At 71.4% G+C, this 25,382-nt stretch carries 26 protein-coding genes; 19 read left to right on the top strand and 7 right to left on the bottom strand.

Annotation, left to right across the window (positions count from 1 at the left end; translation table 11 throughout):
• Window positions 1-80 precede the first annotated feature (80 nt).
• Together O7621_RS07945 and O7621_RS07940 are read left to right on the top strand one after the other, a co-directional pair.
• On the top strand, window positions 81-1,550 hold the full coding sequence (locus O7621_RS07945) for a hypothetical protein (RefSeq protein ID WP_282233421.1): 1,470 nt from the start codon (window positions 81-83) through the stop codon (window positions 1,548-1,550).
• 252 nt (window positions 1,551-1,802) lie between these two features.
• Window positions 1,803-3,662 carry a S8 family peptidase gene (locus O7621_RS07940; RefSeq protein ID WP_282233420.1) on the top strand — a complete coding sequence of 620 codons (1,860 nt, stop codon included), beginning with the start codon at window positions 1,803-1,805 and terminating at the stop codon, window positions 3,660-3,662.
• A gap of 135 nt (window positions 3,663-3,797) precedes the next feature.
• Here the strand turns inward: O7621_RS07940 and O7621_RS07935 are convergent, their stop codons facing one another.
• Window positions 3,798-4,094: an alpha/beta fold hydrolase gene (locus tag O7621_RS07935; protein ID WP_282233419.1), complete on the bottom strand. Its 297-nt coding sequence runs from the start codon at window positions 4,092-4,094 to the stop codon at window positions 3,798-3,800.
• A 66-nt stretch (window positions 4,095-4,160) separates the two neighbouring features.
• Window positions 4,161-4,328 (bottom strand): hypothetical protein, encoded by a 168-nt coding sequence (locus O7621_RS07930; protein ID WP_282233418.1) that lies wholly within the window; start codon window positions 4,326-4,328, stop codon window positions 4,161-4,163.
• Between the two features lie 220 nt (window positions 4,329-4,548).
• Between O7621_RS07930 and O7621_RS07925 the strand changes: the two genes are divergently transcribed.
• On the top strand, window positions 4,549-5,181 hold the full coding sequence (locus O7621_RS07925; protein ID WP_282233417.1) for a GNAT family N-acetyltransferase: 633 nt from the start codon (window positions 4,549-4,551) through the stop codon (window positions 5,179-5,181).
• Window positions 5,182-5,188: 7 nt separating this feature from the next.
• Here the strand turns inward: O7621_RS07925 and O7621_RS07920 are convergent, their stop codons facing one another.
• Window positions 5,189-6,058 (bottom strand): amidohydrolase family protein, encoded by an 870-nt coding sequence (locus tag O7621_RS07920; RefSeq protein WP_282233416.1) that lies wholly within the window; start codon window positions 6,056-6,058, stop codon window positions 5,189-5,191.
• Window positions 6,059-6,166: 108 nt separating this feature from the next.
• Here O7621_RS07920 and O7621_RS07915 point away from each other — a divergent pair, with 108 nt between their 5' ends.
• From O7621_RS07915 to O7621_RS07875, 9 genes are all read left to right on the top strand, one after another.
• Complete coding sequence (locus tag O7621_RS07915; RefSeq protein ID WP_282233415.1) at window positions 6,167-7,411, top strand: M20 family metallopeptidase; 1,245 nt, start codon at window positions 6,167-6,169, stop codon at window positions 7,409-7,411.
• Window positions 7,408-8,409 carry a Gfo/Idh/MocA family oxidoreductase gene (locus O7621_RS07910; protein WP_282233414.1) on the top strand — a complete coding sequence of 334 codons (1,002 nt, stop codon included), beginning with the start codon at window positions 7,408-7,410 and terminating at the stop codon, window positions 8,407-8,409. The genes O7621_RS07915 and O7621_RS07910 overlap by 4 nt, the downstream gene beginning before the upstream one ends.
• A gap of 16 nt (window positions 8,410-8,425) precedes the next feature.
• The gene (locus tag O7621_RS07905; protein ID WP_282233413.1) at window positions 8,426-9,724 is read left to right on the top strand and encodes an extracellular solute-binding protein; all 1,299 of its coding nucleotides are present in this window, start codon (window positions 8,426-8,428) and stop codon (window positions 9,722-9,724) included.
• A 74-nt stretch (window positions 9,725-9,798) separates the two neighbouring features.
• Window positions 9,799-10,761 (top strand): sugar ABC transporter permease, encoded by a 963-nt coding sequence (locus tag O7621_RS07900; RefSeq protein ID WP_282233412.1) that lies wholly within the window; start codon window positions 9,799-9,801, stop codon window positions 10,759-10,761.
• Window positions 10,758-11,594, top strand: coding sequence for a carbohydrate ABC transporter permease (locus O7621_RS07895; RefSeq protein WP_282233411.1), 837 nt, complete (start codon window positions 10,758-10,760; stop codon window positions 11,592-11,594). Before O7621_RS07900 ends, O7621_RS07895 begins: the two co-directional genes overlap by 4 nt.
• Window positions 11,591-12,055 carry an L-rhamnose mutarotase gene (locus O7621_RS07890; RefSeq protein WP_282233410.1) on the top strand — a complete coding sequence of 155 codons (465 nt, stop codon included), beginning with the start codon at window positions 11,591-11,593 and terminating at the stop codon, window positions 12,053-12,055. The genes O7621_RS07895 and O7621_RS07890 overlap by 4 nt, the downstream gene beginning before the upstream one ends.
• 84 nt (window positions 12,056-12,139) lie before the next feature.
• Window positions 12,140-12,487, top strand: coding sequence for a metalloregulator ArsR/SmtB family transcription factor (locus O7621_RS07885; RefSeq protein WP_282233409.1), 348 nt, complete (start codon window positions 12,140-12,142; stop codon window positions 12,485-12,487).
• A gap of 38 nt (window positions 12,488-12,525) precedes the next feature.
• Window positions 12,526-13,008: a GNAT family N-acetyltransferase gene (locus tag O7621_RS07880; protein WP_282234491.1), complete on the top strand. Its 483-nt coding sequence runs from the start codon at window positions 12,526-12,528 to the stop codon at window positions 13,006-13,008.
• A 138-nt stretch (window positions 13,009-13,146) separates the two neighbouring features.
• Entirely contained in the window at window positions 13,147-14,016 is an 870-nt protein-coding gene (locus O7621_RS07875; RefSeq protein ID WP_282233408.1) for an AraC family transcriptional regulator, read from the top strand.
• Between the two features lie 2 nt (window positions 14,017-14,018).
• Here O7621_RS07875 and O7621_RS07870 read toward each other — a convergent pair whose 3' ends face one another.
• Together O7621_RS07870 and O7621_RS07865 are read right to left on the bottom strand one after the other, a co-directional pair.
• Window positions 14,019-14,567 carry a hypothetical protein gene (locus O7621_RS07870; protein ID WP_282233407.1) on the bottom strand — a complete coding sequence of 183 codons (549 nt, stop codon included), beginning with the start codon at window positions 14,565-14,567 and terminating at the stop codon, window positions 14,019-14,021.
• Between the two features lie 100 nt (window positions 14,568-14,667).
• Window positions 14,668-15,798, bottom strand: coding sequence for a mandelate racemase/muconate lactonizing enzyme family protein (locus tag O7621_RS07865; protein ID WP_282233406.1), 1,131 nt, complete (start codon window positions 15,796-15,798; stop codon window positions 14,668-14,670).
• A 115-nt stretch (window positions 15,799-15,913) separates the two neighbouring features.
• Here O7621_RS07865 and O7621_RS07860 point away from each other — a divergent pair, with 115 nt between their 5' ends.
• Genes O7621_RS07860 through O7621_RS07835 form a run of 6 tightly spaced genes read left to right on the top strand, consistent with a single transcriptional unit; the run spans window position 15,914 to window position 21,935 of the window.
• A complete protein-coding gene (locus tag O7621_RS07860) occupies window positions 15,914-16,867 on the top strand; it encodes a thiamine pyrophosphate-dependent dehydrogenase E1 component subunit alpha (RefSeq protein WP_282233405.1) in 954 nt (317 codons plus the stop codon).
• A complete protein-coding gene (locus O7621_RS07855) occupies window positions 16,860-17,843 on the top strand; it encodes a transketolase C-terminal domain-containing protein (protein WP_282233404.1) in 984 nt (327 codons plus the stop codon). The genes O7621_RS07860 and O7621_RS07855 overlap by 8 nt, the downstream gene beginning before the upstream one ends.
• On the top strand, window positions 17,840-18,652 hold the full coding sequence (locus O7621_RS07850) for an SDR family NAD(P)-dependent oxidoreductase (RefSeq protein ID WP_282233403.1): 813 nt from the start codon (window positions 17,840-17,842) through the stop codon (window positions 18,650-18,652). Before O7621_RS07855 ends, O7621_RS07850 begins: the two co-directional genes overlap by 4 nt.
• Window positions 18,653-18,709: 57 nt before the next feature.
• Window positions 18,710-20,032, top strand: a complete 1,323-nt coding sequence (locus O7621_RS07845; RefSeq protein WP_282233402.1) for a hypothetical protein — start codon at window positions 18,710-18,712, stop codon at window positions 20,030-20,032.
• On the top strand, window positions 20,029-20,325 hold the full coding sequence (locus O7621_RS07840) for a YciI family protein (protein WP_282233401.1): 297 nt from the start codon (window positions 20,029-20,031) through the stop codon (window positions 20,323-20,325). Before O7621_RS07845 ends, O7621_RS07840 begins: the two co-directional genes overlap by 4 nt.
• 2 nt (window positions 20,326-20,327) lie before the next feature.
• Window positions 20,328-21,935 (top strand): hypothetical protein, encoded by a 1,608-nt coding sequence (locus O7621_RS07835; protein ID WP_282233400.1) that lies wholly within the window; start codon window positions 20,328-20,330, stop codon window positions 21,933-21,935.
• A gap of 49 nt (window positions 21,936-21,984) precedes the next feature.
• Here the strand turns inward: O7621_RS07835 and O7621_RS07830 are convergent, their stop codons facing one another.
• The gene (locus O7621_RS07830) at window positions 21,985-23,163 is read right to left on the bottom strand and encodes a glycosyltransferase (RefSeq protein ID WP_282233399.1); all 1,179 of its coding nucleotides are present in this window, start codon (window positions 23,161-23,163) and stop codon (window positions 21,985-21,987) included.
• Window positions 23,160-23,558 carry a hypothetical protein gene (locus tag O7621_RS07825; RefSeq protein WP_282233398.1) on the bottom strand — a complete coding sequence of 133 codons (399 nt, stop codon included), beginning with the start codon at window positions 23,556-23,558 and terminating at the stop codon, window positions 23,160-23,162. Before O7621_RS07825 ends, O7621_RS07830 begins: the two co-directional genes overlap by 4 nt.
• 209 nt (window positions 23,559-23,767) lie before the next feature.
• Here O7621_RS07825 and O7621_RS07820 point away from each other — a divergent pair, with 209 nt between their 5' ends.
• The gene (locus tag O7621_RS07820) at window positions 23,768-25,381 is read left to right on the top strand and encodes a glycosyltransferase family 2 protein (protein WP_282233397.1); all 1,614 of its coding nucleotides are present in this window, start codon (window positions 23,768-23,770) and stop codon (window positions 25,379-25,381) included.
• Window position 25,382: the final 1 nt, after the last annotated feature.

The raw sequence follows: 25,382 nt of genomic DNA, 5'->3' as shown, positions 1-25,382 counted from the left end.
CACCACGTCGGGCCGACGCACGCGACACCGACCCACATCACGGCAGAGGCTACCGGCCGGGCTTCCGGTACGCTGCACGCGTGTCCCTGCCTGGTGCCGTGTCCGCCGCTCCGTCACCACACAACGACTGGACCCTGATCGCTCCCGTGGAGCCCGGTCACCCGGCGCCCACCGCCCAGGTGAGCGTGCTGGTGGTCGGCGACGGTGGCGACCCGGCGGGCGCCGCCCGTACCGTCGCCGCGCTGCGCCAGCAGCGGTACCCGGACCGGCTGTTGCAGATCGTCACCGTCACCGCCGACAGCGACTTCGCCGACCAGGTCGGCACCGCGAAGGGCGAGATCATCGTCCGGATTCCGGCCGGGGCGGTCCCGGCACCGGACCTGGTCTCGGCGCTCACCCGCTGGCAGCAGGCCAGTCCGGCGGCGGTCAGTGTCGCCGTACCGATGATCTTCTCTGGCCGGGCCCCGGACCCGGATGTGATCGTGGCCCATGCCAGCGCCGGCACCCTCGGCCAGCTCTTCCCGGGCAGTACGGTCGACCCCGGGCTGGCCCGGCTGCTCGACACCACGCATCAGCTCCGCACCGCGGACCATCTCGTTTTCCTGGCCGCCGCCGGCACCGGTTACGCCTTCCAGCGGGACCGCTACCAGGCCGGCTCCGACCGGTTCCAGGGCACTGACGTCGAGGTCGCCTACCGGCTGGCGCAGGCTGGGGCGGTGTTCGTGCCGGAGCCGGCGGCGACGCTGTGGACGGCCGCCCCGGCGGACCCGGTCACCGCCGGGCAGCGGGCCGACGCCGAGCTGACCGACCTGGTGCCGTTCCCCCGCGAGCGTCGCAACCGGCCCGGCCGGGTCTGGCAGGTGCCACTGGTGACCGCCGTGGTGCCGGTCGACCAGCCGTACCAGGTGGTCCGGTCCTGCGTCGACCGGCTGCTCGGCGGCGACGAGCGCGACCTGCACGTGGCCCTGGTCGGCGACTGGGCCGTGGCCGGGACCGACAACAGCGGAGCCGACAGCAGCCGAGCCGACCTGCGGCTGCTGGCCGCCGAGTACCGCAGCGAACCACGGGTACGCATGGTCAGCAGCGCCCCGGTGACCGCTTTCCCCGCGCCGTACCTGCTCCGGGTGCCGGCCCGGCTGGGCGTCGGTCCGCGGACCGTCCGCTCGCTGGTCGCGGCGATGGAGAAGTGGCGGTGCGGGCTGCTCCGGGTGCTGCCGGCCGGTGCCGGTGCCCCGACCCACGCCGTCGAGTTGTGGTCCACCGCGGCCCGCAGCCGGGCGCTGCACGCCGGTACCGCCGACGGCGCGCTGGTCGAGGCGGTTGCCGCCAGCCACGGGCAACGGTGGGAGACCGGCAGCGAGTACGACGTCGTCGACCTGACCGCAGCCGGGTCGGGCGCGGCGGGCGGCTCGGCTACGGCCGGACCGCGCGGCGGCCGACGAGCCGGGCAGACGGTCACCGTCGGTGGGGCCCGCAGCCTCGGCCGGGCGACCGTCTTCGTCGCCCGCAAGTACGCCCGCGGGGTGCGCCGCCGGCTGGTCTCCCGCTGAGCCTCGAATGCCGCCCCGACCAAGGGCGATCATGAAAATTCCTTGTTTCAGACCGCCCGGCACCACCTGCTCTTCGGGCACGGCATTGCAGGTGGGCGATGATTCCGTCGGTTCCATCGCACCAGTGGTATAGACGTTTCGGAATATAACTTCCCAGTGTCGACTCAGATTACTCTCAGCAAGATCGGCGTTCACTGATCCGCTGTCACCGTCAGCGGACTGACGCCTGCCGATCTGATGGGAGGACGGGAGATGAATCTCCCCCGCAGGATCATCATCGTCGGTGCCACCGCACTGGCCATGGTGGCGGCAGTCACCGGACCGGTCACCGCCGCCGAACCGGAGGGGACGATCCGGCACGCCGGTGGACCGACCGCTGTACCGGACAGCTACATCGTGGTCTTCAAGAAGAGCGCGGTCACCCGGGGACAGGTCGCCGCGACCGCCCGCAATCTGGCCAGTCAGCACGGTCGGACGGTCGCCCGCACCTACACCGCCGCGCTGCGCGGCTTCGAGATCTCCGCCAACGCCAAGCAGGCGGCCCGGATCGCCGCCCACCCGGCGGTCGAGTACGTCGAGCAGAACCACACCGTACGGATCGCCGACACCCAGCCGAACCCGCCGTCGTGGGGGCTGGACCGGATCGACCAGCGCGATCTGCCGCTGGATGACTCGTACACCTACCCGAACACCGCGTCCAACGTGCACGCGTACATCATCGACACCGGAATCCGGTTCAGCCACAACGATTTCGGCGGCCGGGCGGTCAGCGGCTTCGACGCCGTCGACGGCGGGTCGGCGGACGACTGCAACGGCCACGGCACGCACGTCGCCGGCACCGTCGGCGGCACCGCGTACGGCGTCGCCAAGGGCGTCACCCTGGTCGGCGTCCGGGTGCTGAACTGCTCCGGCAGCGGCACCACCGCCGGCGTCATCGCCGGAGTGGACTGGGTGACCGACAACGCCGAACTGCCGGCGGTGGCCAACATGAGCCTCGGCGGCGGCGCCAACACCTCGCTGGACACCGCCGTGCGCAACTCGATCGCGGCCGGTGTGACCTACAGCCTGGCGGCGGGCAACAGCAACGCCAACGCCTGCAACACCTCCCCGGCCCGGGTCACCGAAGCGATCACCGTCGGCTCCACCACCAGCAACGACGGCCGGTCCAGCTTCTCCAACTACGGCACCTGCCTTGACGTGTTCGCCCCCGGGTCGTCGATCACCTCGGCCTGGCACACCAGCAACACCGCGACGAACACCATCAGCGGCACCTCGATGGCCGCGCCGCACGTGGCCGGCGCGGCGGCCCTGGTCGCCTCGACCAACCCCGGCTGGAGCCCGCAGGAGGTCCGCGACTACCTGTACGACAACGCGACGGTGGGCGCGGTGGGCAACCCGGGCAGCGGCTCGCCCAACCGGCTGCTGTACGTGGTCAACGACGGCACCCCGCCGGCGGACAACTTCTCCATGTCGGTCAGCCCGACGTCCGGCTCGACCACGCCGGGTGGTTCGGTGACGGCGACCGTCTCCACCGCCACCACGTCCGGCTCGGCGCAGTCGGTCAGCTTCTCGGCCAGCGGTCTGCCGAGCGGCGCGACCGCCAGCTTCAGCCCGTCGAGCGTCACCTCAGGCGGCTCGGCCACCCTGACCGTCAGCACCTCGGCGAGCACTCCGGGCGGCAGCTACCCGGTCACCGTCACCGGCACCGGCAGCACGGCGACCCGTACCGCGACGTTCACCCTGACGGTGATCGGTCCGGGCGGCAGCTGCACCGGCACCAACGGCACCGACGTGGCGATCCCGGACAGCGGGTCGTGGGTGAGCAGCAGCATCTCGATCAGCGGCTGCAGCAGCACCCCCTCGTCGTCGTCGACGGTGGACGTCAACATCCAGCACACCTACCGGGGTGACCTGATCGTCGACCTGATCGCCCCGGACGGCTCCTCCTACCGGTTGAAGAGCTGGGCGTTCTTCGACGGAGCCGACAACGTGATCGAGACGTACACGGTTAACCTGTCGTCGGAGACCGCCAACGGGACCTGGCAGCTGCGGGTCCGCGACATCTTCAGCGGGGACACCGGCTACATCAACACCTGGTCGCTCGAGCTGTGATCCTGTCCCGGGCCCGGTCGAGTCGACCCTGACCGGCTCCGACAGGCACTGCACCGGACCGGGGGCCTCGCAGGTCTGCGACGCCCCCGGTCCGGTTGCGCGCCGGGCTCACGCTCGGCGGGCAATCCGGTTGGGTCAGTCGAGGAGGTACGCCTCCAACTGGTCGGCCAGCTCCCGGTGGTGGGTGAGCGCCGCCAGATGGCCACCGCCGGTCTCGTCGGGCGTGATGCCGAGCCGCTGCGCGACCAGGCCACGGATGAACCCGGCGGGAAAGAACCGGTCGTCGCGGCAGACGACGAACCGGGTCGGCACATCCGGCCAGGCCGGCAGCGGCCAGGGCTGCCCGAACGGCGTGCCGGACTGGTCGCGGTCGTGCCGCAGCACCTCCGCCGCCAGGTCGTCCGGCATCCCGTGGGTGAACAACGCGAGCACGTCGACTCGGGCTGTCCGCCCAGGGCAGCCGCATGGCCGGTGTTCGCCCACCAGTCCCCGGTGGTCTCACCGGGCGCCGACGGTGTCGGCATACTCGTCGAGCCCTGCGGCGTCGTCCTCGCACGGCAGGTCGACCGAGATCGCCTCATGCCCACGGACCCGCAACTCGTCGACCAGCCGGTGCCAGTACCACGGATCGGTCCCACCGCCAGGGATCAGTACGAACGTCGCCATCGAGCCTCCAGCACACTCGGCTTTCAGCTGCCACAAACGGGACCAGCTGTCACACCGACGCCGGTCGGCGTATTGCAGTTTTCACCACCGAGGGTACAAGTGTCGGGCATCTGACCTGCCACTACGCCATCCGGCCCGGTCCCACGGGCGTCACCTGCATTGCCCGGCCCACCGGCTGGGCAACCGTCACGCAGATACGCCGACCGGCAGGAGGCCGCTGATGACCGCGATCCACCCAGCCGCGGTGACGATCCGTACCGCCGGAGTGGACGACCTTCCGCAGGCCGCCACCCTGCTCACCGAGGCGTTCCTGATCGCGCCGGTGTCGCAGTGGCTGATCAGTGACCTGGAGGCACGGGCGGAGGTTTTCCGGACGCTGTTCTCCATCGAGCTGGAGCACGCCATCCGGGCCGGCGGCACGGTGCACATCGCCGGCCAGTTCAGCGGGGTCGCGGTCTGGCACCCGCGCGGGCGGCGTACGCCCACCGACCCGGAGACGGTCAGCGACCACGAGCTGCACCTGCTCACCGCGACCGGCCGGTGGCAGCCCCGCTTCGCCGCGTTGGGCCGGATCCTGGCGGCGCACCATCCGTGGCAGCCGCACTGGCATCTGGCCTACCTGGCGGTGGCGCCGTGGCGGCAGGGCGGCGGGCTGGGCAGTGCGCTGCTGCGGCACCACCACCGGCATCTGGACGGTTACGGCACCCCCGGTTACCTGGAGGCGACCACGCCCCGCAACCGGGACCTCTACCTCCGGCACGGCTACCGACCGCACGGACCGGTCCGGCTGCCCGACGGCCCGCCGATCTGGCCGATGTGGCGCGAGCCCCGGCCCCGAGCGCACGACCGTTGACCGGCCGTTATCCGTTGTCGCCGAGAGCCCTCAGCAGGTTCCGGCCGGCCACGTCCGCGTGTTCGCCGACGCTCAGGCCGGCCAGGCCGACCGGATCGAGTGTCTGGGCGAACGAGACGTGGTCCAGACAGGGCGGGAAATCGGAGCCCCAGTAGAGCCGTTGTGGCCCGTACCACTCGATCAGCTGCTCGACGAAGGGCCGCGCGGCCGCGTGCGGGTGGTCGTACGGGGGGTCGCTGACCGCGTACAGACCGGAGACCTTCACCCCGACGTGGGGCAGCCTGGCCAGCCGACCCAGCGGGGCGAGGATGGTCGCTGCCGTCGACGGTGCCGGCGGTGTGGGTTGCCGGCCAGGCAGACCGAGGTGGCTGAACAGTACGGTGCAGTCGCCGACCGCGGCGAGCGCCGGGCCGAGCCGGGCGACGGCAGCCGGTACGGCGTTCAAGCTGAGCAGGCAGTGCGCCCGGTTGACGGTGGCGGTGTGCCGAGTCAACCAGTCGGCGAACCAGTCGGCGCTGTCCCGGTCGCCCAGGTACGCGGCGAAGCCGACGAACCCGGCGCCCAGCCATTGGCCGGGTGTGGTGTCACCGGTCTGGCTCCGCCGGCCGCCGCTCTCGTCGCCGGGTTTCGGTCCGCCGGGGTGCAGGTAGGCGACCGGGGCCAGCCAGTCGTGTACGGCGGCGAGGCTCGCCAGGTAGTGGTTGTTGCCGGCGAAGCGGGGCTCGCCCTCGTAGCCGACGACGAGAGCACGACTAATCCCGTGTTCACGTCGAATGTCCTGGTATACGGATATTTCTTGTCCGCCTGACGGGGATCTGCCGTACCGGCCCGGATAGCCGTCGGCGAACAGGTGCAGGTGTGCGTCGGCCCGTTCCATGGCCGGACCCTAACCCGGATCCGACCAGCCCATTGACGCGACGCACCCGCTGACCTAAGTTCTGTCTCTATTAGGTCCGGATTTATGTCACACGTGAGGTGAAGCTAGGTGACGCTGGCAGGCGACGAGGTCGAAGCGCTGACGCAGTTGCGGCGCCAACTTCACCAGCACCCTGAGCTGCGCTTCGAGGAGCAGCAGACGGCAGCCACACTGCAGAGACTGCTGGGGCCACTGGGCCGGCTACACACTGGCATAGCCGGCACCGGACTACTTCTGGAGCTCAACTCCGCCACACCTGGACCAGCCGTACTTATTCGGGCCGATATGGATGCGTACCCGGTCTCGGATGCCAAGGAGGTGCCTTACGCCTCCCGCACCCCGGGCGTCTGCCACGCCTGCGGGCACGACGTACACATGACCGTCGCGTACGGGGTCGCCGCCCGGATCGCCAGCGACCCGCCACCGGCCGGCAGCGTCACCGTGCTCTTCCAGCCCGCAGAGGAGATCCCGTTCGGCGCCGACTCAGGGGCCGCCGCCGTGCTCGCCGACCCGGCACTCGCCGACCGGCGCTTCGACGCCGTACTCGGCCTGCACTGCTGGCCAGGACTACCCGCCGGAGCCCTCGGTGTCGACCGGACCACCGCGATGGCTGCCAAGGACGCCTTCCGCGTCGAGTTGGTCGGCCGGGCCGCACACGCCGCCACCCCGGCCAGCGGTCGCGACGCCATCCTCGGTCTCGCCACCACTGTGACCGCCCTGCACGCCGCCGTCGCCCGCGCACAGAACCCCGACGATCTGGTCGCCTTCAACATCGGCACGATCACCGGCGGCGCCAGCCAGAGCCAGGTCGCCGAACGCGCCGAAGCGACCGGCACGCTGCGCACCCACGATCCGGCCGCCCGGGCCCGGCTGAAACAGGCGATCGAACGGGTCGCCCTCGGGCAGGCCGACGCTCTCGACCTCGACCTACGCTTCGCCTGGGCCAACGAGATGCCGCCCGTACGCAACGCGGACTGGCTCGTCGCCCTTGCCGACGCCGTACTGCCCGGTCTGGTCGACCTGCACCCGCTGTCGGTCCCACCGCTGACCACCGACGACTTCGCGCTGCTCGGCGCGCTCGGCCCCAGCTTGTACGTCAAACTCGGCGTGTCGAACGGCACAGTCGGCGGTGCACCACTGCACTCCGGCTCGTTCGACGTCGACGAACGGTGCATCGGCGTCGGGGTGACGGTGCTGGAACGGCTGACCCGGGCCGTCCTCGCCGGCGGGCTCGCCCAGCCCGGCACCACGATCCCGGCACAGCCGTCCGCACGAGCCGAACCGGCACGGGTCACCGGGACGGCGGACCGATGAACTCCGGACCGCGGCTCGCCGTGCTCGGAGCCGGTACGTTCGGCACCCGGCACGTGGCCGCCTACCGGTCACTCGGTGTCACCGTCGACGCCGTCGTCGACCCCGACCCGGCCGCCCGGGAACACGTCGCCCGGCAGTACGGCGTCGGCCGCACCTTCGGCACCGTCACCGAACTGCTCGCCGTGGCCCGGCCCGACGCCGCCTCGGTCTGCGTACCCGGCCCGGTCCACCGGGCGGTCGCCGTCGCCCTGCTCGCCGCCGGTGTACCCGTACTGGTGGAAAAGCCGCTGGCCACGACGGTCGACGACGCCGCCGCGATCGTCGCGGCCGCCCAGGCGCACGACGTGCTCTGCCAGCCCGGCCACATCCTGCGGTTCAGTCCCGCGCACCGGGCACTGTACGACGCCGTACGCGCCGGCCGACTCGGCCAGGTGCTGGCCGTCTCATCGCGCCGGGACCGGCCCCGCACGTTGAGCCGACTCTTCCCGCACGAGCATCCCGCACTGCTCACCGCGGTGCACGACATCGACCTCGCTCTGTGGTACGCGCAGGCGCCGGTGGTCGAGGTGCGCGCCACGGCCCGGACCCGACCCGGACCGGCCACGCCGGTCCTGGTCTGGGCGGAGCTGCGACACGCCAACGACGTCGTGTCGTCGATCCGCAACAGCTACCTGCTGCCCGAACACACGCCCAACCACACCAGCGACCTCGTCGAGGTGTACGGCACCGACGGGGTCGGTCACGTCGACCTCGCCCACCCCACCCTGCTGGTGCAGGCCGAACAGACCGAAGCGCCGGACTGGCAGGTGTCGCCCGCCGACGGCGGCGGTGCGCTCGCCGCCGAGCTGCGGCACTTCCTGCACCGCGTCGACGGCAGCGACCGCCGTCCGGTCGTACCGCTCGCCGACGGCCTGCACGTGGTCGAGGTCGCCGCCGCCATCGCCGCCAGCGCCGCCGCCGGTGGCGCTACCCACCGGATCCGCCACATTTCTCGCTGATTAGGAGCTTCACCGGATGAATCGACGACGTACCCTTGCCGGCCTCGCCGCCGCTGGGACGGCAGCCGCCGTGCTGCTCACCGGCTGCGGCGGTGACGACGGCACCGCCGACGGACCGGTCACCCTCAAGGTGCTGACCTGGGAGCCGGGCGGTGCCGAGTACTGGCAGCAGGTCAAGAGCCGCTTCGAGGCCAGCCACCCGGACATCAAGCTGGAGATGGAATCGGTCCCGTTCGACAAGTACCCCGAGGTACAGGGACCCTACATCACCTCCCAGTCCGGGCCGGACGTGATGGCCAACAACGCCGGGCTGGAGCTGTTCGATCGGCGCAACGCGTACGTGCCGCTCGGCGAGCAGGCGGCCGAGATCAACAAGGACCTGGTCTCCTACAGCGGCGCCTGCGAGGACTTCGACACCAGCAGGAACTGCTACGGCGTGCCGTTCTCCTACCAGGGCAACGTCCTCTACTACAACAAGGACGTGCTGGCCGCCGCCGGGCTCGACCCGGAACAGCCGCCGGCCACCTGGGACGAGTTCGGCGCGGCCTGCGAGGCGGTCGCCGCCACCGGCAAGACCTGCCTGGCGCTCGGGCTGTCCGGCACCTTCCCGGCGTACTGGGACTTTCCGGAGATTGCCCGCAACTACCTGACCGAGGACGACATCCGCGCCCTGCTGGCCGGCACCATCTCCTGGACCGACCCGAAACTGGTGTCCACACTGGAAAAGCTGGCGGAGATCACCACCAGCGGTTGGGCCAACGACAACGCTCCGTCGATCACCATGCTGCCCGACGGCGCGGACATCTTCCAGCGCGGTGACGCCGCCTTCGCCGGCACGATCATCTCCGACGCGGTGAACTGGCAGGCGTTCGGCGAGGCCCTCGGCGACGAGATCCTCGGTGTCACCCGCTGGCCGGTGATCAACCCGGACGCGCCGCTGGCGCAGAAGTTCTCCGGCATCGAAGGCGCCGTCTACGGCGTCACCCAGTGGAGCGACAAGAAGGACGCCGGTCTGACCTTCATCTCCTGGCTGGCCAGCAAGGAGAACGGCGAGCTGTGGGTGGAGTACGCCAAGGGGCAGCCGTTGAACAGCAACGTGGACTCCGCGCTGCTGCCCGACTCACCGGCGTTCCTCAAGATCCAGGAACTGGTCGCCAACCCGACCCTGCACGCCGGCGTGATGCTCTCCGGCCCGGAGGCCGACGCGCTGGCCCGCGGCTGGCAGCAGGTCACGCTCGGCCAGCTCACCGTTGACGCGTGGGCCGAACAGATGCAGCAGGCCCTGGAACGCAGCCCGACCAAGCAGCACAACTGACCGCCGCGTCGGTGGGCAGGCCGGCACCGCCTGCCCACCGACCGGTACCCCTGCCTGCCAGGTTAAGGACTCTGATGACGCTCTCCACCGCGCCTGCGCCGGAACCGACATCCGCCGACCGTACGCCCACCACCGCCCGCCGGCCGGCCCGCCGCCACCGGCACGCCCGCGAGTGGTGGCTGGCCGCGCTGCTGGTGACCCCGGCGTTGGCCTTGGCCGTGGCGTTCAAACTGGTGCCGCTGGTACGGGGCGTGATCACCAGCATGGAGTCATCGGCCGGCTTCGGCGGCGCCACGTTCGCCGGCGCCGACAACTACCTGCGGATGCTCGACGACCCGATGGTCATCACCAGCTTCCGCAACGCGCTGATGGTGGTCGCCACCCTGCCGGTGTGGGTGGTGCTGCCGCTGGTGCTGGCGGTGCTGATCCACCAGCGGGCCCCCGGCTGGAAGTTCTTCCGGGCCGTCTACTTCGTCCCGTACACGATCGCGCCGATCGTCGTCGGCATCATGTTCCGCCAGATCCTCGCCCCCGACGGCCCGATCAACGCCGGTCTGCGCACGATCGGGCTCGACCCGTTGGCGGTCGCCTGGCTCAACGGCCGCTACAGCGCGCTCTTCTCGCTGGTCGCCGTCGCGTTGTGGAGCTTCTTCGGGCTCGGGGTGATGACCTACCTGGCCGGGCTGGCCACCATTCCCGACGAGATGCTCGAAGCGGCGTACCTCGACGGGGCCGGTTTCTGGCGACGGCTGTTCTCGATCGTGGTGCCGATGCTGCGCCCGACCGTGGCGTACTGGAGTGTGCTGTGCGCCTCCGGGGTGCTGATCTGGCTGTTCCCGCTGATCTACGCGCTGACCCAGGGCGGCCCCGGTGACGCCACCATGCTGCCGGAGTACCTGGTCTTCCTGACCACCTTCACCTTCCTCGACCGCGGTTACGGGTCCGCGATCGGCATCGCCCTGTTCGTCTTCGTCGCCGTGCTGTCGATCTTCTCCGTGCGGCACATGTTCAAAGAGGGGACCCGCAAGCCGCGATGAGCCGACGGACCACCGCCCGACTCGGGCGCTACCTGCTGACGTTCGCGCTGGTCGTCGTCGCGGTCGCGGCGATCTACCCGCTGCTGTTCACCGTGATCAGCTCACTGAAGACGCAGTACGGCTTCGCCGAGGACCCGCTCGGGCTGCCGACCACCGGGGTGACCCTGGAGAACTACGCCGAGGCGTTCCGCCGGATGGACATGCCCCGGCTGCTGCTCAACTCGCTGATCACCACCGCGGGGGGGCTGGTGCTGTCGGTGCTGGCCGCGCTGCTCGTCGCGTACGCGGTGACGAAGCTGCGTTTCCGCGGCGGCAAGGCCGTCTTCCTGCTGATCATCATCACGCTGACCATCCCCAGCCAAGCGATCATCTACCCGCTCTACCAGACCGTGCTCGACCTGGGCATGTCCGGCGAATACCAGGGGCTGATCCTGGCGTACGCGGCGTTCGGCCTGCCGCTGGGCACCTACCAGCTGGCCGGCTACTTCCAGCAGGTGCCCGACGAGCTGATCGAAGCCGCCCGGATGGACGGTGCCGGGCACTTCACCATCCTGTTCCGGCTCCTGGTGCCGATCGCCACCCCGGCTCTGGCCGCGCTGGCCATATTCAACTTCGTGTGGATGTGGAACGACCTACTGCTTCCGCTGGTCATCATGGGCGGGTCGGACTCCAAGACCCTGATGGTCGGGGTGTCGCTGCTGTCCGGCCAGTACGACGTGTCGGTGCCGCTGGTCAGCGCCGGCCTGATCGTGGCGCTGCTGCCGGTACTGATCGTCTACCTGGTGTTCCAGCGGCAGCTGGTCTCCGGCGCGCTCGCGGGCTCCGGCAAGTGAGCGCACCTGCCGACAGCGAGAGGCCGGGCGCACAGCTGTGTCACGTGTACCGGCTGCGCCCCGGCGCCGAGCAGGAGTACGAGCGGCGGCACGCCGAGGTCTGGCCGGAGTTGTCGGCGCTGATCGACGAGGCCGGCATCTACGACTACCACATCTACCGGTACGGGCTGCTGCTGATCTGCGTGCTGCGGACCCGCAACGGCTTCGGTCACGCCAGCCGGGTCTCCGCCGCCTCGCAGGTGCAAGCCCGGTGGACCCGTTCGCTGGCACACCTGTTCGCCGAGGTCGCCGACGCCGACGGCGAGCCGCTGTGGGCGTACCCGGTCTTCGACCATCCGGGCCACCCGCCGCCGTCTGAGGGCGGACCGCTACGAGCACCAGCCGGTGGGGGACGAGCCGCCGGTCGCGGCGGTGACCTGCGCCCGACTTGGCAACGGGACGTCCCACGTCTCGATCATTGAGTAGACGGATACCTAGACAGCAAGCTTGCGCGCTGACTTGATGATCGTCAAGCTAGACGTGTGTCGAGACAAGAGTTACCGGTCGTGCCGGACCCGTCGACCTGCTGCGCCCCGCTGACCGACCAGGCGCTCACCGACGAGGCGGCGACGGGCCTGGCCCCCGGGTTCAAGGCCCTCGGCGACCCGGTACGCCTGCGGCTGCTGTCGCTGATCGCGTCCCAGGCCGACGGCGAGGTGTGCGTCTGCGACCTGACCGAGGCGTTCACCCTGACCGGGCCGACCATCTCCCACCACCTGAAGGTGCTGCGGGAAGCCGGCCTGATCGACTGTGAACGTCGGGGGACCTGGGTGTACTACTGGATCGTCCCGACCCGGCTCGCCGCCCTGTCCCGGCTCCTCGACGTCGCCGCAGCTGCCGGAGCCGGGCGGTGACCGCAGCTGGATCGGCACCGCCGGTGGTCCTCACCCCGATGACCGACGCGCACCGCGACGTCGTGCTCGACATCTACCGACTCGGCATCGCCACCGGCAACGCCACCTTCGAAACCGAACCACCCGGCTGGGACAGGTTCACCGCCACCCGATTGCCGGACCACCGCTGGGTCGCCGTCGACGCCGATGCCGCTCACCGCACCGTCCTCGGCTGGACCGCCTGCACACCGGTCTCCGACCGGTGCGTCTACGCCGGGGTCGTCGAACATTCCGTCTACGTCCACCCGGACGCCCGTGGGCGCGGCGTGGGCCGGCTGCTGCTCCGGCAGTTGATCGCCGCAACCGAGCAGGCCGGCATCTGGACCATCCAGTCCGGGGTGTTTCCCGAGAACACCGCCAGCCTCGCCCTGCACCACAGCTGCGGTTTCCGCACCATCGGCACCCGTGAGCGCGTCGGTCGCCACCACGGTCGCTGGCGCGATGTCGTGCTGCTCGAACGCCGCAGCCCGACCATCGGCTGACGTCTGACCGGCGCCCAAGGGCCTGACCGGCGCCCGAGTCGGCGGTCGGCGGTCGGCGGTCGATGATCGGATCGGGCCACGACGGTCGGGCGCGGCCAGGGGGCGTTCGGCCAGGCTGGAGGTCGAAGGGAGGCCTACGTGATCTCGGCACTCAACCGGCTGGTCGACCTCGTCGAAGAGCATCTGACCGACGAGCTCGACATGGACGCGCTGGCCAGGACGCTCGGCACGACCCAGTACCACCTGCGGCGGATGTTCTCGTCGCTGGCCGGGATGCCGCTGTCGGAGTACGTGCGCCGACGCCGGATGACGGTCGCCGGCGCCGAGTTGGTCCGCGGCGACGACGATCTGCTGAGCATCGCCGTCCGGCACGGGTACGGCTCGACCGAGGCGTTCGGGCGGGCGTTCCGGGCGGTCCACGGCGTCGGCCCGAGTGACGTGCGCCGTGACGGAGGCCCCCTTCGCAGCCAGTCACAGCTCAGGTTCCGCCTGACCGTCGAAGGGAGCATCCCGATGGACAACCGTATCGTCGACCGGCCCGAGTTTCGGCTCGTTGGACACGCGACCCGGGTCCCGCTGATCCACCACGGCGTCAACCCGCACATCCAGCAGCACATCGCCGCGCTGCCGGCGCAGGAGCATCTGCGGCTGAAGGCGCTGTGCAACACCGAGCCGACCGGCATCCTGCAGGTCTTCGCCGACCTCGACCCGGACGCCACCGAAGGCAGCGAGCTGACCTACCTGCACGGGGTCGCGGTCGCGGCGGAGACGTCCACGCCCGCCGACCTGGACGCCGTGGCGGCGCCGGCCGGCAGGTGGGCGGTCTTCCGCGTCACCGGGTCGTACCCGCAGGCCCTGCAGTCGGCCTGGGCGGCGACGGCGGCCGAATGGTTTCCGTCGAATCCGTGGCGGCTGCGGCCGGGTCCGTCGGTGGTCGCGGTGCTCGACCGCGCCGCCGATTTCAGCACCGCGACCTGCGAGCTGTGGCTACCGGTCGAGCCGGAGTGAAGTTACCGCGCCGCCGCCTCGCCGTGCTGGCGGCGACGCAGTAGCAGCCGGGCGATGAACATCGGTGCCAGATGCAGGAGGGCTGCGATCATCCCGGCGAGCACCGCGATCTGACCGACCGACAGCCCTTGCCACGCCAGCACCAGTGCCGCGCAGGCGACGGTGAACAGCGCGCCGCGCACGGCACGCAGCAGGACCCGGCTGGGCGGGGTGTCCGCGCCAGCTCGCTCAGCCGGGGTGGCGCGCCGCTGGACCAGGGTGGTGACGACCGTCGAGATCGCGATCAGCGTGGCGAACTGCAGGGCCCACAGCGCGGTCGCCGCGACGCTGGCCCCGCTGGTCGCCGACGGTGCGACGGCGGTCGCCACCGCGAGGACGACGAAGGCCGGCAGCCAGCTGAAGACGTAGGCGAACAGCGTGACCCGTACCAGCTCGGCCGCCGCGGGTTGCTGGATCTGCGGCTGGACCTGCTGCGCGATACGGCCCATCACCTCGTCGGAGGCGAAGACCAGTTGCCGGTCCGGACGGGTGTCGGGCGTCGGTTGCGACATGCCGACAAGCGTATCGACCCCTCGCTCGTCCGACCTGTCGGAATTTGCGTGACACAGTACGCCGGAGGGGTCCGGGTCGGGCAGGCCGGGGCTGTCGGGCTCAGACGGCGTAGGCGACGGAGCCGTCGGCGCGGCGCGGGATCCGGGTCAGTGGCCGGCCGGTGAGGTCCAGTGGTGCGGCGTCGGTCAGGTCGAGGGTGACGCCGAGGCCCGGCTGGTCGGGCACCGGCAGGTAGCCGCCGTCACGGCGGACCGCCGGGCGGGCGGGGCCGGTGGCGAGGGTGTCGTCCAGTGGCGAGTACTCCTGCACGACGAAGTTCGGGATCGCCGCGTCGAGGTGCACCGACGCCATGGTCAGCAGCGGGCCCAGGCAGTTGTGGGTGACCACGGCGGCGTGGTGCGCCTCGGCCAGGGCGGCGATCTTACGGGCGTGACTGAGTCCGCCGGCCAGGCCGACGTCGGGGCGCACGTACTGGGCACCGCCCTGGGCGAGCAACTCCTTGAACTCCCAGATGGTGTGCAGTCGTTCGCCGTTGGCCATCGGTACGCCGGCCGCCCGACGCGCCACGTCGGCTTGGCTGCTGACGCTGTCGATCTGGATCGGGTCCTCGACCAGCAGCGGCAGGTGCCGGGCCAGTGCGGGTACGACCGATTCGGCCTGCAGCGGGGTGAGTTTGCGGTGCAGTTCGATCAGCAGGTCGACGTCGGGCCCGACGGTGTCGCGTACGGCTGCGGTGGTGGCTTCGGTCTGCGCGACCAGCCGGGCCACCGACAGGTTCGCGTAGTCGGCCGGCAGTGGGTCGAACTTGACGGCGGTGAAGCCGTCGGCGACGGCGGCCGCCGCCTGGGCGGCCAGGTCGTCGGCGCCGGTTCCGCCCAGCAGCAGGTGCAGCCGGATCCGGTCCCGGACCTGGCCGCCGAGCAACTGCCAGACGGGTACGCCGAGTCGCTTGCCGAGCACGTCCCACAGCGCGATGTCGATCGCGGAGACGGCGGCGGTGAGCACCGAGCCGCGGAACGGCCCCATCCGGTACAGGTGGTGCCAGTGGTGCTCGATCCGCCGCGGGTCGGCGCCGAGCAGGTACGGGCGGAAGGCTTCGACCACGGCGTGCACCGCCGCGGGGTAGCCCCAGCAGGCGGACTGGCCGACGCCGGTCAGCCCGTCGGCGGTGTGCACCTGGACGAAGTGCGCGTCGCCGAGCACCACCGAGTCGACGGCGGTGATCTCCATAGCTGCCCCCAGAAAATTTGAGACCTATAACGGCCAGAAACTTGCCGCCTCACTCTTCCATAGCATGATGGCCCTGGTCTAGGCTCCATTCTCAACGAGCCTCAATAAGGGACTAATGAGCGTTGGGGGTGTGATGGGGCTGCCGGACGACTACCGGTCGATGGCCCGGATCCGCCGGTTCGAGGAGCGGCTGACCGCCCTCAAGGACGGCGGCGAGATTCCGGGGTCGATCCACCTGTGCAACGGCCAGGAGGCGGTCCCGGTCGGTGCCTGCCGCACGCTGCGCGACGGCGACTACGTGACTGCCACCTACCGTGGCCACGGCTGGGCGATCGCTCGCGGCGTCGACCTCGCCGGACTGTTCGCCGAGATGATGGGCCGCGACAGCGCGCTGTGCGGCGGCCGGGCCGCCTCGCCGTACCTGTCGGATCCGAGCCGCTGGTTCGTCGGAGAGAACTCCATCGTCGGTGCCGGGGTGCCGGTGGCCACCGGGGCCGCGCTGACCGCGCAGCGCACCGGCTCCGGCGCGGTGTCGGTGGTGAGCATCGGCGACGGCGCCATGAACCAGGGCAACGTGCACGAGGCGATCAACATGGCCGCCGTGCTGGACCTGCCGCTGGTCGTCGTCGTGGAGAACAACGTCTACTCGGAAATGTCGCGCATCTCCGACATGGTGCGGGTACGCCAGCTCACCGAGCGGGCACCCGGCTACGGCGTACCCGGTCGGGTCGTCGACGGCAACGACCCGGACGCGGTCGCGGCCGCCGTCGACGAGGCGGTGGCCCGCGCCCGCGAGGGCTCCGGCCCATCCATCGTGGAGACAATGACCGAACGCCTGGTCGGGCACTACAGCGGCGACGCCCAGCACTACCGGCCGGCCGGCGAGATCGCCGCCGCCCGCCAGCGTGAACCGCTCGCCCGCATCCGGCAGGCCGCCGACGCGGCGCTGACCGCCGCCCTGGACGCGATCGACGCCGAGATCGAAGCCGAGATCGAAGCCGCCGTCGCCGCCGCCCGCACCACGCCGCTGCCCGACCCGGCGACCGTCAAGGAGCACGTCCATGCCTGAGTCCTTGCGCTACATCCAGGCCGTCAACGCCGCCCTCACCTGGGCGTTGGACAGTCGGGACGACACCATCTACTTCGGCGAGGACGTCGCCCTGCCCGGCGGACCGTTCGGCGCGACGAAGGGGCTGCACAAGCGGTTCGGCTCGGCACGGATCTTTGACACCCCGATCTCCGAGTCCGGCTTCCTCGGCATGGCGCTCGGCGCGGCCATGACCGGCCTGCGGCCGATCGCCGAGATCATGTACGCCGATTTCTCGTTCGTCGCGATGGACCAGTTCGTCAACCAGATCCCGACGATCCACTACGCCAGCAACGGCCGGTGGCGGGTGCCGTTGGTGATCCGGATGCAGCAGGGCTACTCCCCCGGTGCCTGCGCCCAGCACTCGCACTCTCCGGAGGCGTACTTCGCGCACACCCCCGGGCTGCGGCTGGCTCTACCGGCCACTCCGGACGACGCGTTCCAGATGCTGCGTACCGCCGTGGCCAGCGACGACCCGGTGGTCGTCGCCGAGGCCCGGATGCTGTACCCGACCCGGGGCGAGGTCCGCACCGACGCGGCGGTGGAGCCGGTCGGCGGCGCGCGGGTGGTCCGCACCGGCGCCGACGTCACCGTGGTCGCCTGGTCCCGGATGGTGTCCGCGTCGCTGGACGCCGCCGGGCAGCTGCACGCCGACGACGGCATCGACGCCGAGGTGATCGACCTACGCTGGCTCAATCCGCTCGACTTCGACACCGTCGCGGCGTCGGTGGCCCGTACCGGCCGGCTCGTCGTGGCCCACGAGGCCAACCTGACTGGCGGCTTCGGCGCGGAGATCGCCGCCCGTGCCGCCGCCGAGTGCTTCGCCGACCTGCGTGCCCCCATCGCCCGGGTCGCCTGCCCGGACGTGCCGATGCCGGCCGCACCGGCGTTGCAGGCCGTCGTCGTGCCGGAGGCCGCCGATGTGGCCGCCGCCGTGCGCCGGACGGTCGGCGCGTGACCAGCGACGCCCGGGACGCCCCGCCGGCGGAGGATCCGGCGGCGGCCACACCGGCCAGCGGTACGGCGTCCGTGCTGGCCGGACGGCGGGTCGTGGTGCTCGGCGGCGCCTCCGGCATTGGGCTGGCCACCGTCCGGGCCGCCGCCACGGCTGGCGCCGCTGCGGTCGCCGTCCTCGACGCGGACGGACCCGGCGCGGCCCGCGCCGCCGACGAGATCCGCCACCTCGGCGTCACGGCGTACTCCCGTCAGGTCGACGTCACGGTCGAGATTGAGGTGGCCGACGCGTTCGGCGGCGTCGCCGCCGCCTGGGGCGGCATCGACGCGGTGCTGCACGTCGCCGGGATCATGCAGGGCCAGGGCCTGGACGTGGCAGGTGTGCCGATCGAGCTGTGGCATCGGGTGCTCTCGGTCAACCTGACCGGGCCGTTCCTGGTCGCCAAGCACGCCGTGCCGCACCTGGCCGCCGGCACTGGGGTGCTGGTGCTGGTCGGCTCCAAGGCGGGCGTGCTCACCGGATCCGGGTCGGTACCCTACGGCGCGAGCAAGGGAGGGTTGCACGGCCTGGCACTGACCCTGGACCGCCAGCTTCGCCCACGGGGGGTCAGAGTGCACGCGCTCTGCCCCGGCGACATCGACACCCCGTTGATGCGCCGCTCGCTGGACGAGGCGCGGACCAACGGGGTCGATGCCGGCCGGGTCGCCGGCATCGAAGCCGACCTGGGCCGGCCGGAAGATGTGGCGTCGGCGTTGGTGCTGCTCGCGGCACCACAGTCGGCCAGCATCACCGGCACCGTCTACACCGGCTGAACGGCCTGGCTCAGCAGCCCGCCCGCGAGCCGGCGACGACGTGGAGGCAAGCAACACATGATCGGCATCATCGGGCCGGAGGACTCCATCCGGCTGGTCCAGGAGGTCGCCGCCGGCGAAGGGCGGGCCGGCGAACTCACCAGCCGCGCGTACGCCCGGCCGGAGCAGGCCCCCGAACTGGCCCGCGAGCTCGACGAGCTCTGCCAGGTACTGCTGTTCACCGGCCGTATCCCGCACGCGCTCGCCACCGCCGCCGGTGACCTGCGCGCCGAGGTCGACTACATCCGCCACGGCGGCATCGACCTTTACCGCACCCTGTCCCGGATGCTGCTGGCGACCGGCGGGCAACTGCCGACGGTCAGCGTCGACACCATCGAGCCTGGGGTGGTACGGGAGACATACCACGACATCGAGGTGCCCGCACCGACCGAGATCCTGCCGATCGCCGACTCGACCGGACTGCTCTACGCCACCCTCGACGACGTCACCGCCTACCACCGTGACCGGTACGCCACCGGTGCCGTCGAAGCCTGCCTGACCTGCCTCGGTGCGGTGCACCGCGACCTGCGCGAGGCGGGCGTGCCGGTCTGGCGGGTCGAGCACACCCGCGCGTCGGTGCGCGACGCGCTGCGCCGCGCCTGGCTGGCCGCCGAGATCCGGCAGTCCCGGGCCACCCAGATCGCCGTGATGATGATCGAGTTCGCCGAGCCGACCAGCCGCCGGCAGGACCCGTACGAGGTGGAACGGCAGCGGCTGCGGCTGCGCGAGGCGCTGCTGGAACACGCCGAACGGATGCGCGGGCGGCTCAGCATGATCGACGACCGGACGATGGTGATCACCACCACCCGGGGCACCGTGGACAGCGCCCTCGCCCGCCACCGGGCCGGCCACGCCTCCCTGCTCACCCTGCGCGGCGTCGATGGCGGCCACACCGTCGGCTTCGGCGCCGGCACGACGATCGCCGCCGCCGAGGACAACGCCCGCAAGGCCCTCGCGTTGAGCCGGGGCAGCAGCGACACCCACGTCGTCTTCCCCGACGGGGAGATCCACTCCACCCGGGTGAGCCCGGTCAAGCAGCGCCTGCGGGAGACCGCGCCCGGCATCCTGCGCGTCTCCGAACAGCTCAGACTCGGCCCGCTGTCCACCCGACGCCTGCTGGAGGCGCTGCATCAACTGGACCCCAACGAGGTCACCGCCCGCGGCCTGGCCGATGCGTACGGGGTGGAGGCCCGCTCGGCACGCCGGCTGCTCAACTCGCTGCGCGCCGCCGGCTACGCCGACGAGGTCGGAGTGCACGTCAGCACCGGAGCCGGCCGCCCGCAGACGGTCTACCGGGTGGCGATGCAGCGGCTGTTCGAAGCAATCGGCGGTGACGCGTGAAGTTCGAGCCGACCTACCTGGTCATTGCCAGGTACGCCGCCGACGCGGCGCAGCGGCGCGGGCCGCACCGGTCCGCGCACCTGGACCGGGTCGCCACCCTGCTCGCCGACGGCATTGCGCTGGTCGCCGGCGCGTACGCCGATCTGAGCGCGTCGGTGCTCATCGTGCGGGCCGGCGACGACGCCGCCGCCCGCGCGGTGTGCGAGGCCGACCCGTACTGGCGGCACGGGGTGTGGACGGCCATCGAGGTGGCCGAGTACCTGGCCGCCACACCGCAATCCCTCGGGAGGTAGACATGTCGCAGTTACGCCGGATCGCCGGAGTCCAGGTACGCGGTGCCGAATCCGCGCCGTACGCCGCCCGGCTGCTCGCCGAGACCTTCGGCAGCTCCACCGACGGGGTGCCGGTGCACCTCGACGCCGACCCGGCGCTGCCGGAGGGTGCCTACCGGATCGAAGTTCCGGACGGTGGCGGGCCGGGTGCGGACCCGACCGGTGACGGTGGGATCCGGCTGACCGGCGACCCGTTCGCCGGCCTGATCTACGCCGCCCGGGAGCTGACCGACGCGGCCACTCCCGGCGGTGTCCCGGTGGGGGTACGGGAGCAGGCACCCGGGCTGGCACTGCGCACCCTGTGGACCTGGGACCACTCGACCAACTGGGATCTGCGCCAGCTCGGCCTACAGGAGATCGGCGCGCTCAACCCGTACGCCAAGTCAGCCGACGCGTTCGGCGCCGACTACCGGCGACTGGTCGACTTCTGCAGCCGGGAACGGATCGGCGGAATCGTCGTGTACGGGCTGCTGCGCGACGCGCACGGCGGTGTCGACGCGGCCCGCGACCTGTGCGGGTACGCCAACGAGCGGGGCGTGCGGATCATCGCCGGGATCGGGGTCAACGCCTACGGTGGCATCTACTTCGACGGCCGGCACCGCTACAACCTGGCCACCTGGCTGCGGCAACGTCCCGACCTGGCCGCCGAGCTGCCGAAGAAGATCGGCTTCGACATCGACGAGTTCGGCGACCTGCACTTCCCGGCCAGCGAGTACATGATGGCCGCCTGCCCGTCCCAGCCGGACAATCTGGCCTGGAATCGCGACGCCGTCGACTGGCTGCTGGAGACGATCCCGGTGGGCGGGATCAACTTCGAGACCGGCGACTACGGCAGTTGCGCCTGCGCTCGGTGCACCCGGCGCACCGGCGGGGAACGCACCTCCTGGTCGTACGAGGCGATGCGGTCGGTCTACCCGACGCTGCTGGACACGGCCCGGCGTACCGGGCCGGCCGGGGTGCCGCTGCGGCACCTGGTCGAGGTCTACTGGGACAACATCTTCGACCTGCCGGCACAGCGTCCGCTGGCCGACCTGCCCGACGACGTGGCCTACCAGTACTGCGTCAACCGGGGATTCTGGTACGACAACCGGGACCGGTTGACCGCCGCGCACGTCGAAGCGCTTCCGCACACGACGAACGTGCTGCGTACCCACGCCGGATCGCAGTGGAACCGGCAGCGGCACTCCTGGGTACCTCAGCTGTACGCCGACATGGCGGCCCGGGTCGGCGCGGCCGGCATGCAAGGGCTGACCATCTTCGGCGAGGCGGGCGCCTACCACCCGACGAACGAGATCAGCTATCTGGCGTACGCCCGGTTCGGCTGGAACCCGGAGCTGGACTGGGCGGACTTCTGGCGCGACGAGGTCGCTCCCCGGTTCGGTGGCGGGGCCGAGGCGGAGGCGTTCCGCGACGGAGCCGGGCTGCTCGACGCCCCGGCGGCTGACGCCGTCGCACTGGACAGGGTCCGCACCGACGCGCTCGGCATGGTCGCCGCGACCAGCGGGGCGGTGCAGCGCCGGTGGCTGTGGTTGGCCGAACGGGCCGCCCGGTACGCGTACAGCGCCGGCTGAGTCCGGCGGCGCGACCAGTCGGCAGGGCCGCCAGCCACTGGGCGCCCCGTCACGCCAGCGGGTCGAGGTGCCGCCGCAGCTCGGCCGCGAACCGGGCGCTGACCTTTGCCGGGGCCAGGGCTTCGACGTGGTCGCGGACCGCCGCGCGGACCGGTTCGGCACGGTCCCAGGCCCCACCGGACTCGGTGATCGTCTCGGCGGTCTTGTCCGGGTCGGACAGGTCGAACCGGCGCAGCGCGGCGTCCGGCAGCAGACCACCGACGGTGGTGCCGGTCGACACGTACGCCGGCAGGCCGAATCCGGCGGTCAGCGCCAGTGCGCCGGAGTTCAGCGACGACCGGTACGGATAGACGGCGGCGTCGGCCGCCCGCAGGAAGTACTGCACGTCGGTGTCGGGCGCGAAGCCGGGATGAAAGATCACCGCCGGGTGCTCGGCGGCCCGGCGCATGAACTCGGGGCCGCCGGCCTCCTCGCGTACCTTGCCGGCGACCAGCCAGCGCAACCGCTGGTCGTGCCGGACCGCGACGTCGAGCGCGTCGAGGAAGTCGCCGTGCCCCTTGTACGGCCGGACCTGCCCGAAGGTGACCAGCACCCGGGCGCCGAGCGGAATGCCGAGATGGCTGCGGGCGGCGGGCCGGTCCACCCAGTCCGGATAGGCGCCGGCGAAGGTGGGGTGCGGGGCGATCACGACGCGTCGGGGCTCGGCTCCGAAGGTGTCCCGCAGGATGTCGAGGTGGCTGTCGTGCATCAGGTGCACCACGTCGGCGGCAGCGAGCATGACCTGGCGCAGCCGGGTCTCGGTCGCCCGGTGCACGGTCTCGTGCGGGAGCAGGTTGTGCACCGTCCAGACCAGCCGTACGCCCTGGTCGCGCAGGGTGTCCAGCCGCTTGGCGAAGGCATCGACCGCTGCCTCGGCCTGGCCGGTGGTGGTGCAACCGGAGGTGACGTCGTAGAGCCAGTGCACGTGCAGCACCCGGCCGATGCCGTCGGGTAGTGCGGGCAGCAGCTTGTCCAGCTGGTCGAGTCGGCGGACCCGGATCGGCGTCAGGTTGTGCTGGGAGAACCGGCTGTACAGCAACGACTGGTACGGGTTGGCCATGTCGATCGGCCAGTGCAGCCAGGCGACCGGGGGGCGGCCGGTGTCGGACCAGTCGGCGGCGGCCAGCGCGCTCAGCGCGTCGTCAAGCAGGTGTCCGGCAGAGGTGCCACGGCGCCAGGGAACGATCACGGCTGCCCACCGTACCGTGCACCGGTGCCGGCGGCGACCGCTCGGGCGACGGAGGTGCTGGCCGGGTCGCCGGCACGCACCTCGGTGACGCCGCCGGTCGCCGCAAGTCGGGTGAGGACACTGGTGGTGAGCTGGTCTTGCAGGTCGGACGGCAGCCCTGCCCAGGCAGGACGCCAGTAGGACAGCGGTGTGGGTCGGCCGGTGACGGTGGCCTCGATCGGGGCGGCCGGATCGGGTCGGTGCAGGGTGAGCCGGACCTCGTCGCCGGCCGGTCGACCGGCGGGCGGCGGGTCGGCCGCCGGGGCGGGGGCGCCGACGCCGACGGACCGGACCCGCCGCTGCTCGGTCTCGTTCGCCGCCCCGCGCTGCACCAGTCGGAGCAGGGCCGCCGTCACGCCTTGACGATCGCCCTTGCGCTCGGCGATGCCGGCGAGAAGACGAACGTCGCTCGCGGTAACGTTCGGGCTGTAGAGTTGCGCCGCTGGCCGGCCGGCCACGCGCTGTAACCGACCAACCATCCGCCGGGCCGGGCGCAGCACGCGACGTACTCTACGAATCAGGGTCACCGATCCAGATTACCCAGTCGTGACGTGAGGTGAACGCGGTGCCATCCCCGACGGTCAGCGTCGTCGTGCCGGTCTACAACACAGAGAAATGGCTCGCGGAAGCGCTCGGATCCATCGAACGCCAGCCTGGTCGGGATCTGATCGAGGTCGTCGTGGTCGACGACGGCTCGACTGACGGGTCAGCCGAGATCGCCCAGCGGTACGCCGGTGAGGCCACCGCGGTGCGCTACGTCCGGCAGGACAACGCCGGGCTCGGCGCGGCCCGCAACCATGGCGTGCGCCTCGCCACCGGCCGTTACCTGGCATTCCTCGACTCGGACGACATCTACCCGGACGGCGCGCTCAGTCACCTGACCGGGCTCGCCGACCACCATGAGGCGGCGATCGCCGTCGGCGACATGCAAGGGCTGCCGCCCCGGCCGAACCCCGCCTGGCGTCGTGAACTGCTCATCGGTGAACGGGTCGTCGAGCACATCGCGCACGCCCCGGACCTGGTCGGCAACCCGTCGGCCTGCAACAAGATCTTCCGCCGGGATCTGGTCGACGCAGTCGGCGTCAAGTTCACCGAGGGCACCGCGTTCGAGGACGTATTGTTCACCATTCCGTTGCTGGCCAGGTCGCCCCGGACGATCCTCACTCCCCGGCTGAGCTACCTCTACCGGCAGCGGGGGGACAATTCCTCGCTGATGGATTCCCGCAGCCAGCCGGCCCGGATCATGCAGCATCTGACCATCATCGAACAGCTCGCCGACGAGGTGCGTGACCTGCGCCCGGACGACCGCGAAGCGGTGTACCGGTGGATCGCCTACATGCAGCTGCATTACGCGTGGCGGGCGGCGGCCGGCTGCGATGACGATCAGCTCGCCGAGTTCACCGCCCGGATGCACAGCCTCTTCAAGGACATCCCGATCGATGTGGCCAGCGAGTTCGTCGGCAATGCCGGGGCCGGGTTGCGCGCCGTCGCGATCTACGAGCAGGACGCCGCGACAGTACGCCGGCCGCGTTCCAGCCGACCGCTGCGGGTGCACGCCGGCCAGCCGTACCTCGGGCACCCCGACTTCGACACCTACCGCGATCTGCTCCGGGTCCGCGAGATGACGGTCAGCGTCAAGGCGCTGCGTGGCAGTCGGCCGGTCACCGGCCCGACAGCCGCTGGCCCGACAGTCGCTGTCGAGGGCACGGTGCGCTGCGCCGGCATCGACGGCGAACCCGGTCAGGTCCGCTCCGACCTGCTACTGGAGGTCGGTGACGGGCTGCTCCGCCAACCGGTCACCGTCGAGTACCGCAAGAGCAACGATCTGCGCTGGTCCTGCCGGCTGGCCGCCAGCGAGCTGGCTCCTGGCCGCTACCCGGTCCGACTGGTCGTCCGGGACAGCGGCCGCGAGTACGACGTACCGCCGGGTCCGGAGCGCGGCGGCCGGGGCACCCTCGGCACCCGACCGACCCGGGTCGGCACCCGGGTGCTCTGGCTGACGCCGGACGCCGCCGGGCCGACGCTGGTCGTCACCGACGGCACCGCCGGCACCCTGGCCCGCAGTCCGCAGTGGCTGTCCGAGATGGGTGCCCGGCAGAGCCGGAATCTGCTCCGCCGGGCATGGCGGACGGCACGGTCCGGTCGACGGCGGCTGACGTCCCGCCGTACCGACAGCTGAC

This window comes from Solwaraspora sp. WMMD937, from assembly GCF_029581175.1.
Classification (GTDB): domain Bacteria; phylum Actinomycetota; class Actinomycetes; order Mycobacteriales; family Micromonosporaceae; genus Micromonospora_E.
Note: the sequence above shows the minus strand (reverse complement) of the source record. Positions and strands in the feature narration are given on the sequence as shown.